Origin of the sequence: Sphingobium sp., assembly GCF_049304695.1 — a bacterium.
GTDB lineage: Bacteria > Pseudomonadota > Alphaproteobacteria > Sphingomonadales > Sphingomonadaceae > Sphingobium.
On sequence record NZ_JBAQOK010000064.1, the window covers coordinates 1 to 13587 of the forward strand.

Sequence of the window (13587 nt, forward strand, 5' to 3'; positions counted from 1 at the left end):
CGCATGATCAGGACTCCCGTCCTGAAATCGCAAGGCTGGCCCTGCGATTTTGCGGCAACAGCAGGGCGCAAAGGCCATCGACGGCCCTCGAAACGAGGACACTTGCGATGTTACATACCTCATGCGCGAGGGTCGCGAAGAAGGCATTGCCGCTTACAAAGTCGCCAAAGGCAGGCATGGCGATGCTGTCCGCGACGGGGTGATAATAGGCGCTGTTGCCGCCCTCACGGTAGGGGACCGGGTAGCGGGCAAAGGCCGCATCAAGCTCGGGGTCGCGCTGGTCGCGGTTCTTGATCTCGACAAGCGGGGCAGGGAATTTGCTCATGTCCAAGCCGTCGATCTGCTCGACGTTGAACACGACGTAGCGTTTCAGATAGGCGCGGCTCGATTCCTCGCCCTCGCTGTCGGTGATCGGCTCGCCCGTCTCGCCGTCCTTCGGGGTGAAGGTTCCAGCATGAACGACAAGATTGCCCTTCTCGCCCTTCGTGACCTGTCCGCCCAGCTCGTGCGCTTGCCGGTAGGTCATCCAATGCGGGTTGGTGTAGCCGTGCGCCATGGCTGCGGACCACAACAGCAGGATATTGATGCCGCGATAGGCCGTTCCCTCATGGCGAAGGGGAAGCGATGCCGCGCCGGATGCCCAGCGGGGCGACCAAGGGCGGGTTCCTGCCTCTAGCAGCGCAACAATCTGGTTGGTGACTTCCTCGTAAACGTCAACGCGCGCAGCGGAGGTCTTGCGGGTCTTGCTGGTGTTCCGTGGCATGTGCTGTTCCCTTCCTAAAATGGAGCCGAAGGCGATGGCGTCCATCGACTTCTGCCCGCTGGCGAAGTGGGTCGGGGAATGGCGCAGTGAGGGCCGATCATGGGGAGGGGGATCGCCCGTCCTGCACGGAGCGCAGCGGAGGAAGGCCGGGGAAACCCCCATGATCGCCAAGCGAGGTTGCGCAGCGGCCGAGACGGTCCAGCCCTTGCGCCAGGGGGCCGGAACAGGCCCCGAAAGTGGATCAATGACGCGGCGGCAACGCCGCCTCCTGTTCGATCGCGCCGGTATTCCGGCGTGCCAGATACAAAAACACCGCAAGAATCTCGTTCGAGATCCTGCGGCGATTTCAAGGCGAGGATCGTCACCCGAATGGGACGAAACCGCTTGCGGGTTCGGTCGGAGCGGAGCGGAGATAAAGCCGTGCCGAAGGCCGCCCCCAGCCCCATGTTACCCAGCATCTTTGCGAACAAGAACGGAATATGAATCAGCAACTAGATCAGTGTTATAAATCGTCTGTCCATCACGATCATATGAGGTCTGCTTTACCCGCCCCGTTACATGAACCATGTCACCTTTTGCCGAATTTTGGGCATATTCAGCGCACTTTCCAAAGCAAGTCACTCGGTTCCAATGCACCTCTTCCTGCCATTCACCGTCAACCTGCCGATTGTAATTCGATGCAACATTGACGAACGTGACCTTTTCCTTCTCATCAACGCCGCCAACCTGTCCAATGATACGAAATTCAGCGATATTCCTTGGCATTTCCAGCACTCCTACTGTTGCGGGTAAAGTGGCTCGGTCGGGATCGCCGGCACCTGGTATGGCTCCGGGTCAACCAGCTCGGCTTGCAAGATCAGCGGTTCCCCTCCGACCTGGGCGCGTTGCCCCTCGATCTGGCCGACACTAGGGGACGTGAACCGGGGAATCTGCTCGGGCGACACGGCCCATTTCAAAGGCATTTGATACTGAGCGAGATTTTTCGGCGTCATTGCGCGCTGATAGGTGTCACGCCAATCGGCAGCGATCCGCTGTTGCGCGACCGAAAGCGCAATCTGGCCGTTGCAGACCATCTTCGTCAGAAGCATTTCGAGATGGTCTTTCAGCTCGCGGTCAGGCCCGGTCCACGTCTGCAACCATAGATTTCGCGGATCGGCCACCGCCCCGCCGAGAGAGATTGGCACCAGATAGTCGAGTGAAAAATCGTCGGGATTTTCGCCGGGATAGAGACTTTCAACAAGGCGGCGGGTTGCCGCGGCCTTCCACGAAGGCGGCGGCGACTTTTCGGCCTGGTACTCGCCTTTGCAGATGGTTGCGGAGATATTGTCTTGGTTGATCGCGGGATTGATCGCGCCAGGTGTCCGAGCTGGGTCGGGGATCGAGGGCAAGACGATCTGGCGGATCGGCTGCTTTGCATTGATTGCGGCGAAGGTCGCCACTGCCTGACAATTTGCCGGATCGAAGAACTGGCCGCAGGCCTCGCGCGAGTTACGGGGAGGATGCGCGACAAAATCAGGATGAGACTGCACGAAAACCGCGCCAAGAATGACGGCCCCTGCGAGCAAAACACCTATCTGAGCTTTCACGCGGCGGGTCGCCATGCGTCATTCCAATCGCCGCCGATAGGCGGCAATTCGACGCATAGACGGCGCCCGTTTGCGGTTAGGTTCGCCTCGCCTTTGGTGAGGCCACGGGTCGCGGCTGATCCGTGTTGGGAATAGACTGTGATCGTGCGGACGTGATCGGGGATTACGAGGTGGGCATATTGCTCGATGCCGTTCGCAGACCAGCATCCCGGCAAACCGAACATGCGTATGACGGACTCGGCATCTTCAAAGCCCTCCGCCAAATTCAGATGGTCGGCCTCGATGCAACCGATCTGAATTGCGCCGCCGCGCGGTAGAGCAAGGGTGCGTTTGGGGTCGGCCAAACTGCCGTTCTTATTTCCTGCCCGGTCCACGAAGATGCGCTTGAGAGCGACGACTTGGCGGCGCTCGGTGATTGGCAAGAGCAGCGCCGGCAGGCGCAGCTTTTTGCCCGCTTCGTAGACAAGCGAGGCAGGGTCATATCGGCCGATTGTCGAATGGCCGATTTTGCGCATTTCAAGATAGCGTTGGGCAGGGGTGCCGGCGATCGGCAACGCCTTGCTCCATAGATCGCGCGCGAGCGGTGCGAGATCGCGGGCAACAGGCGGCGTAGTGTCGCGTTCTGTAGGGCGGACATATCCGCCGTGCCGGGATAGCGCAGCCATTATCTCGGCCTGGTTGCAACCGCCGAAACAATGGAACAACACCACCTCTTTGCCAGGTGTGATGGAAAGCGACGGGCTGCGATCCTCATGGGCCGGGCAGCACGCCTTGCCGTAAGACCCGTGCCACGTTCCGTTGAGGCGCTTCACAGCTTCTTTAGCAGCGGCGGTCGGCGTCAATTTCATAGTCCGGTAATAGCGTATTGAACAAAAGCGGACAATCGTTAACCTGACGACTTATCGTTTTTAGGCTTTGAAAAATCGGGTCGTATTCCCTGCAAAGAGAGCCGTATATCGACGCGGAGGCCGTTCAACGCGTGCAGCAAGCGCGACGGGCACCAATATGAAGCTGTCATAGCCGCTTGCTCCATCTGGGGAGCATTCCGGCGGCGAAGCCGACGGTCCTGTCCTCTAGTTTATCACTGAGGGTGAAATGGAAGCGGTGAGCGTGTCGTTTCGGTGCCCGTCAGGGCTGAATCGTTGCCCGACTAGGGCAACTCCACTTGTCCGTAGAGATAGAATATAAAACTGTATGAGGAGCAGTGCCATTATTGCACCCACGGGGATATGCATCTGAGGCTTGCCGGGCAGCAGAGCGCTCAGCGGCCAGGATCAGAGCCGCCCGCTGGGCTGGGTCATCGGGCATAAGGCTGCGGCGCTCGATCGCTCCGACCGACGCGAGCATATCGGCGTGTTGCTCCAAGCTGTCAGCCCGGCGCTGCGCCTCGTCCTCGGGGACGGGGGAGAAAAGCCCGATCATCTTACCGATCCACTGAGGGACATGGCAGCGGTAGAGATTGGAGGTCTGTTCGGATCGCGCGCCGTGCTGGCTGTCGCGGGTGTAGTCGTAGCGCCTGATCCATTCCAGCAAGCCCAGCTCGCGCAGTCGATCGAGTGAGTATTTCACGGTACGTCGGCCAAGCCTGGTCCAACGCATAAGCGTCTCATAAGACGGTACGCACCAGCCCTTGCGATAGCGCAGCTCGTCCACGATCCGGAGAAGCATATCGCGGCATGAGCGGGTGAAGAGGGTCAGCTTATGCTGTTCAGGCGTCAGCTCGCCGCCCTTCCTCGCCTCGGCGGCTAGATCTCGCGCACGATCGAACATCAGATGGATGGCGCGGCGCAGCTCTTTGAGTTGATCGAATGATACCGGGCGGACAAATTCGGCCTCGGCCGCATCGCCGGTCCTGACGCTGTTCGCCCATACGGGCCGCCCTGTGACGTGCGTACCGCCCCGACTTGTGCGGGCGCGGGGTTTGGTGCCGATCAGGCGCGAGGCAGTATGACTAAGCCCGGTCTTTGTGCCTCGTTCGAGCGGACGCACGCCGCAGATGACGGCCAAGGGCAGAACCGGCACGCCGCATGATCGTTGCTTCTGTTGAAGCACGAAGGCGGCGGCAATGTCCGCATCAACAATTCCGAAAGCGCGTAGCTCCGCAACTGCGCCTGTCGGCACATCAGCGAGGCTTGTTTCAAGGGCAAGCAACATCGTTCGTCCTCCCAGGTGGAAGACCGTTCGCAGGCAAAACTAGAGCGTGGCGCGAAGCGCGCTCCCTTGAACCGAAGCTCAGGAACAGGTATGAGAAGGGTATGTATGGACCCGGTCGATGCCGCCAAGCATCGCTCATCATGTTCCAGGGTGCCCGGCCTTCGTGCCGGGCATTCGTTTATGTGGTCACAGCGGCTTCCTGCTCGGTCATCGTCGGCGAATTGCCGACCATGCGAATTTGCAGAATTTAAGCCCGTGGCGGAAGCGCTAGCGGTTCGTGCTATCTCGGATCAAAGCCAAAATTCGTTCGTGCTATCCCGGATTAAATGCCTCAGGATTCGTGCTTTCGCGGATCAATGAGCGGATCGGCTTCGTGCTTTCGCGGATCAATGGCGCCATTACCACACGCCCTAACCGAATCAAGCAAGCGCAGATGAGCCGACGAGCTTCATTACTTTCGGTTCGATCAAGACCTGACAGTATCCAGTCTTTCTGCCGGGTCGAGGCGGTAATTTTGCGCCGCTAGGCGGAGCATCAAACAGTATTACCCGGTAGTCTGGAATAGCATCGGCTTCCAATATCGCCTTCAAAGCATGGCGAAAATGGGCAAGGGAGTTTTGATAGCCAAGTTGGAGACGCAAATCGTCCAAGCTCAATTCATATGGTCCATCGACGCATGCGGATCGAGCTATTTCATATAGACGGCGCTCGACGGGCCCAAGCCTGAAATAAGCGGGCGCATAGTCCAGCACCTGCCTATCGCGCAGGATAGCTCGGAACAGCCAATCGCATAACCGGACCCTGACCGCCTTAAGCCGCTTTACACCAGGGCGTTCGCCATTCTTGGTGTAATAAAGCTTTGCCTCGGACAACCACGAGAAATAGCCCTCTTCGCCTTCGCCGCCAGCTTCGATGTCGGTCTTTATCTGCGTACCCTGTAGCCGTTCCAGCGCCTGTGAGAGGCGAGTATAGGACCGCGCTGATGGATTATTGCCTGTGACACAAAACAAATCATGGGCCGTGAAATAGAAGTCTTGGGAGACTTCTTCTCCAGACTCAAGCTTTGCGACCATGAGACTTGCGATATAAAGTACGATCTCCTTGTCATAGATCGTCGCAACGCCCTTTGCCGTCGGCACGATCTCGATGGAGACTGTATCGGTTTTGTAAGAGAGCGTTTTTGTCCATTTGCCTTTGCTGAGCGCGAAGAACGGGAACGCCATCAAGGATCGCTCGCCACGCACCTCACTCATGAGAGGGCTATCGAGCGAGAAAAGGTCAGCTTGGTTTTGTGGCATCGGCCTTGTCCCCATCATGGCGCCCATGACGCGTTTCCATCATTGCCCACCTTGCATTGATCCGCAAAAGCACGAATCCAGCGTCGCGGATTGATCCGGGAAAGCACGAGGATGCATGGCGAACCACTGGAGGGGCTATCGTTGTGGCCGTCCAATGAGCATGGATTCGTGCTTTCGCGGATAAACTCATTCGCTTCGCCCAATACACCTGATTGCCACCTCAATGCCGGGCCTCGTGCCGGACTTGGTTTATCCGCTAACCGCATACCCTTATTCAATCAGTGGCAATTGCACGGGTGCCGGCGTCAAATCCTTGACGTAGGCACCAACAGTTTCAAGCGCGGCTCCAAGCGGGATGCCACGATTTCGATGTGCGATGGCTTCAAGGAAAGCATGATGCTCGCGCGGAATATGCACGGCGATCTGCTTCATGTTCATGTGATCCTCTGGCGGCGGTGGTGGAACTAGCTCAGCCGCGGAGTAAGCAATAATAGCTTTTCTAATCATCGCAGAAACCACATGGTCCAAGCCGCGCATCTTATGACGGGCTTTCAGCCCCTTTAAGTGCTCGGCAAAGCTATTTGGGATTTGCAACTTGCACTGGACAAAGTCAGCATCATAGAGCGCCTGCCGCTTGCGTCTCATACAAGCGGCGGGTGTTAAGACGCGATTCTGTGCGGCGGGTTGGCCCATGATCCCTTGGCTATTGCGAATGCGGGCGGTTGTCAAATTTGACCGCCCCTCGGGTAGTTAATCAGAGATAGTGTATCGTTTCCCGCCTCAGCGTTATATGTGTCCAAAACGGATGATTAATTACCAGCAAAGGATAACGGGGTCGCAATGCCGCAATACCTAAAACTAGACCAAGCGGCGTCTGAACTAGCCACACGGCTAGGGGAAAACTGTCGCTCGCGCCGAGCGAAACTCAAGATTTCGCAGGCCGAATTGTCTGAACGAAGCGGCATCGCCGCATCCCACTTATCGTATATCGAGCACGGTAAGGCGAATCCGACGCTGGAGGTCATCGAACATCTGGCAAAAGGGCTGGAGTGCAGCGTTATTGAGCTTCTGAGCGATACGATAAAGAAGAAGTAGTTCTGATAATGATTATTGTTAGCTGGACATGGCGGGAGAGGCAGGGTTAGGGTTATAGGCCCCTCAACGGCAGCAGAGACGATGACCATGCTGAACAATATGGGCGAGGGTTCAAGTCTAACTCAGACCCTCGCCAATCAAACTGCAAGCGAATGCAAGAAAATGGGACTATCCGTCGCCCAACTCGCGCTAGCTAGTGCCATTGATGTTGAGCGTCTTCATTCCATAATGGATGGCAAGGCGACGGAGATTACGCTCCGTGAAATCGCAGGTTTAGCCATCGGCCTCGGAACTTCGCCATCTGTATTGCTCGGTGACTCATGAAGTCACTGCCTCGGAATCCCGATGCCGCTGCAAAAAATCAAATAATGTGGTGCGGCCAACGCCTAAATCCTTCGCAACGCTGCTCACCGTTGCGCCGCTATCGTCAAGCATGCGCCTGATGGCAGGAAGCTGATCTTCGGTCAGCTTGGGCTTGCGACCGGGCTTTAAATCGGTCGGGCGCGTTCTGACGCCGTGGGTGAGGCGCCAATGGTTGTCGAGACCTGTGACCAGCTTGAATAAGTCGTTGCCTTCCTCGGGTTTGATAACGATCCCAGGGGCGGCGAACTGGATGCTGACCCCCTTTTTCAGCATTTGCCGCATGAAACGAAGAAGGTTCTGCGGGTGCATGGGAAGGCAGGTGAAATCGTAAATTTTGATCCTATCGCCGCTTTCCAGCGGCATGCCCCCCTGCGCAAGTTTGTTCGGCAGATCAGTAAGATCCATCCGCGCTTCGTTTGCGACTAGATCACTGTCCTCCATACAGAGAGCCTTCTGCTCCGAAATGGACAGAGAATTAGCCGTTTCCGACAGAAATAGGATCGTCTTTGGCAATGCGGTTCCGCTTTGGCTCGTAGGTGAAGCTGAACAGCATTCAGCCGAAATTTGGAGGGAGAGCTAAGCCATAGATGGCGACTCCATCAAGCGTGTTCGGGTTCAGCTCCAGCCAAAAAGACGATTAACCGTTCATCGCATCGCGGAATCCCACGAGCCGAAAGCGTGTTGTCGGTAGTGTCGGATATGTGTACCAGAGAAACCGGACTCTCCGAAAAGGTGCGCTGAATGCCTTTAGATGCTACGGTTTTGGCGGCGTTACTGCAATCATGCGCGGCGAATGTCGCGCCTGCAACAATGACGGCAATCATACAGGTGGAATCTGAGGGCGATCCCTATCGGATCGGCGTCAATTCGGGCGGTTCGCTCCAACGCCAACCGGCTAACGGAGCCGATGCAAGCGCCACAGCGCGGAGCCTACTCCGCAAAGGGGCCAACTTTGACGCTGGCCTCATGCAAATCAACAGCGCGAATTTTGCACGCCTCGGTGTGACAGCCGATACGGTTTTCGACCCCTGCACAAACCTGCGGGCAGGCGCGGCGCTTCTTGCTGACAATTACAGCCGCGCTCGTGTGGCGGGGCACGCTGACCCCCTCCGCGCGGCGCTGAGCGAGTATAATACCGGCTCGCGGGCCAAGGGCTTATTCAACGGATATGTCCGGAAGGTCTATGCGGCGGCGACTGGTCGCACGTCTGCGCTGCGGCCTGCGGTGGTGCAGCTCTCCTATGGCTCGGTGTCGCCGGACACGGTTGGGAACCTGTTACTTTCGGCATTCGGCGGCAGGATCACCGATACGCTGCGCCCGATCAACGCGACGTATGGAGCCGTCCATAGCTATCATAAGGTCGGTCGTGCGGTCGATTTCGTTCCGCGTGGCGGCGTTGGCGCGATTACCCGCGATCAAATTCGCGCCGTGATGGCGGCCAATGGTGTTCGGATCGTAGAATTGCTTGGGCCAGGTGATCCGAAGCATTCGGATCATTGGCACGTCGCTTGGGGGACGGACACAGGCTCTCCCCTCGAACGGCCTAGCGATGCTCAAGCGCCTTTGGCGGTGGCGACATATCAGCCGCAACAAGCGGTGGCAGGCGCTTATCAGGTGTCCGCTTCACTCAATTCAGAGACGCGCGACGGTGCGGAGGGCGCAAGCCCGCCCCCCGCGTGGGACGTTTTCGCACAGGCCAGTTGGCGGCAACGCCAGTCCTCCGGTTCGGTGGAGGGGGGCCTGTGAGCATCTTGCAGAAGATCATCAAGAGATTGTCGGTCGTGCTTGTGCTCGGTCTCGTTGCAACTCCCGCTCATGCTGATGTGAACGGGATAGCAACAACGGTCCTCAACGAATTAAAAGCTCTCGTAGGACCGGCAATAATGCTTGGCGTAATTTGGCTGGGCATTCTCATCATGACAGGAAGAGGGACACTTATCGTGTTCATTACTTTCTGCGTGGGCATCGCAATCGTAGCAAGTGGAGGTTTCTTCTGATGAAAAAGCTCGTTTCCAACATCAAGGGGCGGTGGTCGACCAACTACGCGCTCGCCGGTGCCGTCCTCTCTATGCTGCCTGTTCCCGCATGGGCGCAGGCCGCAAACCAGACAGAGGTGGCGTCCATGGTCGACTCCATCCTCAATTTGCTGACCGGGCCTATCGCAAAGGGTCTGGCCGCAATCGCACTCGTCATCGCCGGCATCATGTTCTTCTTCGGCGCTGGCAATAAGGGGCTGCTCGGCTCGATCATCGTCGGCTGCTTCATCGTTTTCGGCGCCGGTTGGCTCGTCGATACCATTTCGGGAACGTGATGCGCAGGGTTCGTCTCTCTGCGGCGACCCTTGCTGGGGTGGCTTGGTCGGTTCCGGGGGCGGCGCAAGTCGCCTCCGCCTCCGCCCAAGCCTCTTCCATGGCAACCAAGATGATGGCCGCTGGCGCTGCCATCGGGACGCTCGCGCTCGTCATCGCCGGGTATTTCTTCATGGCCGGTCACGGTGATCGCCAGTCGCTCGCGTTGTGGGCTGCTGGCCTAATCGTGCTGCTGTGTGCCCCGGCCATCGTTGCTTTGCTGACATGAAGCCGCACGGCGGCAAAAGAGAGGTTCCGGGTGTCTGAGCCAGAATATCTAACCGAAGATCCGCTGTTCCTGGCCCTGACACGTCCGACGCTGTGGTTCGGCGTCCCTGTTGAGGCAACGCTGGCGATCGGAATGGCCTCGGTGTTCACGCTCATGGTCGTGGGCAACCCGATTTGGGCGCTGGCAATTGGTGGCGCGCTCCTGGGCGCAGCCCGGCTCATCGTCCGTGCCGACTACAATATGTTCAAGATCATCTTCCTTTTCGGCCGCACGAAAGCGCCCGCGCCGAACAAGTCGGTTTGGGGCGGGTCCAGCTATTCGCCGCTGCCGGTCAAGGGCGTGAAGCGGAAAGGATTTGATCGTGTTTAAGCGCAAGCCCCCTATCAAGCTGGAGCGCGACCCGTCGCTGTATCTGCCCTACGCGCGCCATGTGAATGACAACATCGTCGCGCTCGACAACGGCGAATATATGGCCGTTTTCGCGCTCGACGGGATCGCGTTCGAGACGGCTGATGTGTCCACCGTCAACGATTGGCACGAGAAGCTGAATACCGCTTGGCGCACTATCGCGCACGAACGGGTCGCGGTCATGGTCAACACGATCCGGCGTATCGACAGCGGCTATCCCGAAGGGGATTTCCGGTCTGCCTTCGCGCGCGATCTCGACGCCGCCTATCGCAATCGCGTCCTCGCCAAGCGTATGTTCGTCAACGAGCATTATCTGACCGTCCTCTACCGGCCAGCGGTGGGCGCAGCCGACAAGGCCGCGTCATCGGTATTCTCAATGTTCTCCAAGGCCAGCGCTGCGGAAGCCGAAGAGGATATTATCGAGACGTTCACCGACATTCTGCGTGACGTGGATAAGCTGCTCGGTCGCGTCAATCCGCGCATCTTGGGCGTGTACGAGTTCAATGGCCTGCAATTCAGCGAGCCTATGGAATTGATGCAGCGGATTATGACCGCCGACAAGCGGCGGGTGCCGTTGGTGCGCGGCCATTTGGGCCGTGCGGTCTACTCGGATCGGGTCATCTTTGGACAGGAACTGTTCGAGGTTCGGGAGCCGGGAGGTTCGCGGTACGGCGGCATTTTGGCGGTGCGCGAACATGCTGCACGCACGTTCCCCGGCCAGCTCAACGCGCTGTTGGAATCGAAATTTGAGTTTGTGCTGGGCCAGGGCTTCGCCTTCCTCGGCAAGCAAATGGGTATGGAGACGGCGCGGCGGAAGCGCGCGCAACTGAGTGCCACCGATGACGTAGCGTTCAGCCAGCAATCCCAACTGGATGAAGCGATGGACGATTTGCAGTCCAATCGCTTCGTCCTTGGCGAGCATCACCTGGCACTGTCGGTCTTTGGCGAGACGCCGAAAAAGCTCGCGGAAAACATGAGCGTTGCCCGTGCGGCGCTCTCCGAAAGCGGCATTGTCGCGGCGCGCGAGGATTTGGCTCTGGAAGCGGCCTACTGGTCGATGCTGCCGGGCAACTTCGCATGGAGGACGCGGCCTGCGGCCCTCACATCGCGCAACTTTGGGGCACTGGCGCCGATCCATGCCTATCCGCTCGGTCAGCCGACAGGAAACCATTGGGGCAATGCAATTGCCCTGCTCAAGACAACGGCCAATTCGCCCTATTTCTTCAACTTCCATTTTGGCGATGTAGGTCACACCCTCATTCTCGGACCATCTGGCGGCGGTAAAACCGTCATCCAGAATTTCTTTCTGTCGCAGGCTGAAAAAACCGGCGCGCGCATGGCCTTCATCGACAAGGATCGCGGCGCGGAGATTTTCGTCCGCGCTTCGGGCGGCACCTACCTTGCTCTCAAGAACGGCCAGCCATCGGGCTTCGCGCCGCTCAAGGCGCTGGATCACAGCCCCCGCAACCGTGAGTTCCTTGCATCGTGGCTGCGTCAGCTCGTCACCCCTGACAATGGCGAACTGACGCCCCCGGAGCTTTACCAGATCAATCAGGCGCTCGATGCCGTGGCCCGACTGCCGCAAGAACTTCGGTCCCTCGCGGCGATACGGTCGCAGCTCGACCAAACCAGCGTGGAAGGCATTGGCGCACGTTTGGAGCGGTGGACCAAATCTGGCGAATTTGGCTGGGTTTTCGATAATGACGAGGACACGTTGCGGCTCGATGCCCGCCTTATGGGCTTCGACATGACGGACTTTCTCGAAAACAACGCGATCCGTCCGCCGCTCATGAGCTACCTGTTCCACAGGCTTGATGACATCGTGGACGGGAACCCGGTCATCATCGACATTGACGAATTCTGGAAAGCCTTGGGCGATCCAGCATTTCGGCATTTCGCGCGTGATGGTCTGAAAACCTATCGTAAGCGCAACGCCATGATGATGTTCGGAACGCAGTCACCGGCTGACGCTCTGCGCTCGGACATTGCCGAAACCATCATCGAGCAATGCCCGACGAAAATCCTTCTGCCGAACCCGAATGCACAGGCCCGCGACTACATCGACGGCCTCAATCTGACCGAAGCCGAGTTCCGGCTTATCAAGGTCGATCTATCGCCGGAAAGTCGGCGCTTCCTCATCAAACAGGGTCATGATTCCGTTGTGGTCGAATTGGACCTCAACGGCATGGCTGACGAATTGGCGGTGCTCTCGGGCCGCCAAGGAACGGTCCAGTTGCTTGACGAGCTGCGGGCCGAGTTCGGGGATGATCCCGATGTTTGGTTGCCCGAGTTCAAGCGCCGCTGGCGTTCAGTTGGCAAGAAGGAATGGAGTGCCTGATATGAAGAAAATTCTCACCTTCGCAGCACTGGCTTTGTCGCTCGGCGGCATGTCCGGATCGGCCCATGCCCAATTGGCGGTCGTTGATGTTAAGTCGATCGCGCAAGCCCTGCAAACGGCCAAAAACACGCTCAATCAGTTGGAAGAGGCGAAGAAACTCTACAACACGATGAACAGCCTTTCGCAAATCTCGAATGTCGCTCAATCGCTGAAAGCGCAGATTTTGCAGACGGCCTTGCCGGACGGAATGCAGGATTCAATCAATCTGATTTCCGGCGATCTGGCTGACCTGGGCGCGCTCGGCAACCGCGCCAAGGGGATCATGGATACCAACGATTTTTCGCTTTCCGGACTGAGTGGCGACTTTGGCGATGCCGAGGGCATCTTAAACGGCGCAGCCACGCGAGGGGCGCGCGATCAAGCCTATGGCGAATATATGCTGGAAGCCACCACGGCGAGCGGTGACGGCCTTAAGGAGCTGAGCACCGGCCTCGCGTCCGCAACAACGGCGCGTCAATCGCAGGACATTGCAGCGCGAGCGAACATCGAAAACGCCGCTATCAACAACCGGCTCTTGCAGATGCAAGCGGCGGAACAGGCTGCGCGCGGCGCGCTGGCGGTGAAGTCCTCTGCGGACTTCGCCAATCAACAGCGCAAGACGCAGGAAAACATCGACAGCGGCGCGCTGTGGCCGACTTGGAACGGCAACTAAGTAAAATGGAGGATCGGGCCATGCGGAAGTGCTTTGCAATACTTGCGGCTGCGGCGCTTCCGCTGGCCGCCTGCGGTGAGGCGGAAAAGTCCGTCGATTACTATTTGAAGCATCTGGACGAGGCGCGGAAAAAGACCGCGCGTTGCCAAAGCAATGGTGACGCGGGAGTAAACTGCGGGAACGCCGCTGTAGCCATCAAGCGCAATGCCGAAGAGCAATTCAAGCGTGAGCGCGCGCGGACGGAAAAGAACCTCAAGAATGGTTCGATCTGGCCGACCTGGAACGGGAAATAG

Annotated in this window: 18 protein-coding genes and 1 pseudogene; 10 read left to right on the forward strand and 9 right to left on the reverse strand. The window is 58.3% G+C overall.

The window, feature by feature from the left end:
- Positions 1-7 precede the first annotated feature (7 nt).
- The 8 genes and pseudogenes from WA070_RS10605 to WA070_RS10640 form a co-directional block, all read right to left on the reverse strand.
- On the reverse strand, positions 8-763 hold the full coding sequence (locus tag WA070_RS10605; RefSeq protein ID WP_422633946.1) for an ArdC family protein: 756 nt from the start codon (positions 761-763) through the stop codon (positions 8-10).
- Between the two features lie 447 nt (positions 764-1210).
- Positions 1211-1528: a single-stranded DNA-binding protein gene (locus WA070_RS10610; protein ID WP_217673123.1), complete on the reverse strand. Its 318-nt coding sequence runs from the start codon at positions 1526-1528 to the stop codon at positions 1211-1213.
- An 11-nt stretch (positions 1529-1539) separates the two neighbouring features.
- Complete coding sequence (locus tag WA070_RS10615) at positions 1540-2364, reverse strand: hypothetical protein (RefSeq protein ID WP_422633947.1); 825 nt, start codon at positions 2362-2364, stop codon at positions 1540-1542.
- The gene (locus WA070_RS10620; RefSeq protein ID WP_422633958.1) at positions 2346-3014 is read right to left on the reverse strand and encodes a DUF7146 domain-containing protein; all 669 of its coding nucleotides are present in this window, start codon (positions 3012-3014) and stop codon (positions 2346-2348) included. Before WA070_RS10620 ends, WA070_RS10615 begins: the two co-directional genes overlap by 19 nt.
- A gap of 21 nt (positions 3015-3035) precedes the next feature.
- Positions 3036-3197: pseudogene (locus WA070_RS10625) on the reverse strand (CHC2 zinc finger domain-containing protein); the annotation flags it as partial.
- 280 nt (positions 3198-3477) lie between these two features.
- Complete coding sequence (locus tag WA070_RS10630) at positions 3478-4503, reverse strand: helix-turn-helix domain-containing protein (protein WP_422633948.1); 1026 nt, start codon at positions 4501-4503, stop codon at positions 3478-3480.
- 419 nt (positions 4504-4922) lie between these two features.
- Positions 4923-5828, reverse strand: coding sequence for a replication initiator protein A (locus WA070_RS10635; RefSeq protein ID WP_169574846.1), 906 nt, complete (start codon positions 5826-5828; stop codon positions 4923-4925).
- Positions 5829-6071: 243 nt separating this feature from the next.
- Entirely contained in the window at positions 6072-6494 is a 423-nt protein-coding gene (locus WA070_RS10640; RefSeq protein WP_169574845.1) for a hypothetical protein, read from the reverse strand.
- 147 nt (positions 6495-6641) lie between these two features.
- Between WA070_RS10640 and WA070_RS10645 the strand changes: the two genes are divergently transcribed.
- Both WA070_RS10645 and WA070_RS10650 read left to right on the forward strand, forming a co-directional pair.
- Entirely contained in the window at positions 6642-6896 is a 255-nt protein-coding gene (locus tag WA070_RS10645) for a helix-turn-helix domain-containing protein (RefSeq protein WP_066609305.1), read from the forward strand.
- An 81-nt stretch (positions 6897-6977) separates the two neighbouring features.
- Positions 6978-7220: a hypothetical protein gene (locus tag WA070_RS10650; RefSeq protein ID WP_422633949.1), complete on the forward strand. Its 243-nt coding sequence runs from the start codon at positions 6978-6980 to the stop codon at positions 7218-7220.
- On the opposite strand, the gene WA070_RS10655 is transcribed toward WA070_RS10650, so the two are convergent.
- Positions 7215-7700 carry a helix-turn-helix domain-containing protein gene (locus WA070_RS10655; RefSeq protein ID WP_422633950.1) on the reverse strand — a complete coding sequence of 162 codons (486 nt, stop codon included), beginning with the start codon at positions 7698-7700 and terminating at the stop codon, positions 7215-7217. The genes WA070_RS10650 and WA070_RS10655 overlap by 6 nt on opposite strands.
- 300 nt (positions 7701-8000) lie before the next feature.
- Here WA070_RS10655 and WA070_RS10660 point away from each other — a divergent pair, with 300 nt between their 5' ends.
- From WA070_RS10660 to WA070_RS10695, 8 genes are all read left to right on the forward strand, one after another.
- Positions 8001-9005 carry a lytic transglycosylase domain-containing protein gene (locus tag WA070_RS10660; protein ID WP_422633951.1) on the forward strand — a complete coding sequence of 335 codons (1005 nt, stop codon included), beginning with the start codon at positions 8001-8003 and terminating at the stop codon, positions 9003-9005.
- Complete coding sequence (locus WA070_RS10665; protein ID WP_066609301.1) at positions 9002-9256, forward strand: TrbC/VirB2 family protein; 255 nt, start codon at positions 9002-9004, stop codon at positions 9254-9256. The genes WA070_RS10660 and WA070_RS10665 overlap by 4 nt, the downstream gene beginning before the upstream one ends.
- The gene (locus WA070_RS10670) at positions 9256-9570 is read left to right on the forward strand and encodes a TrbC/VirB2 family protein (RefSeq protein ID WP_066609300.1); all 315 of its coding nucleotides are present in this window, start codon (positions 9256-9258) and stop codon (positions 9568-9570) included. Before WA070_RS10665 ends, WA070_RS10670 begins: the two co-directional genes overlap by 1 nt.
- A gap of 98 nt (positions 9571-9668) precedes the next feature.
- Positions 9669-9836, forward strand: coding sequence for a hypothetical protein (locus tag WA070_RS10675; protein WP_169574839.1), 168 nt, complete (start codon positions 9669-9671; stop codon positions 9834-9836).
- 30 nt (positions 9837-9866) lie between these two features.
- Entirely contained in the window at positions 9867-10205 is a 339-nt protein-coding gene (locus WA070_RS10680; protein ID WP_066609298.1) for a type IV secretion system protein VirB3, read from the forward strand.
- Entirely contained in the window at positions 10198-12582 is a 2385-nt protein-coding gene (locus tag WA070_RS10685) for a VirB4 family type IV secretion/conjugal transfer ATPase (protein WP_422633952.1), read from the forward strand. The genes WA070_RS10680 and WA070_RS10685 overlap by 8 nt, the downstream gene beginning before the upstream one ends.
- The gene (locus WA070_RS10690) at positions 12509-13294 is read left to right on the forward strand and encodes a type IV secretion system protein (protein WP_422633953.1); all 786 of its coding nucleotides are present in this window, start codon (positions 12509-12511) and stop codon (positions 13292-13294) included. The genes WA070_RS10685 and WA070_RS10690 overlap by 74 nt, the downstream gene beginning before the upstream one ends.
- A gap of 5 nt (positions 13295-13299) precedes the next feature.
- Entirely contained in the window at positions 13300-13587 is a 288-nt protein-coding gene (locus WA070_RS10695; protein WP_422633954.1) for an EexN family lipoprotein, read from the forward strand.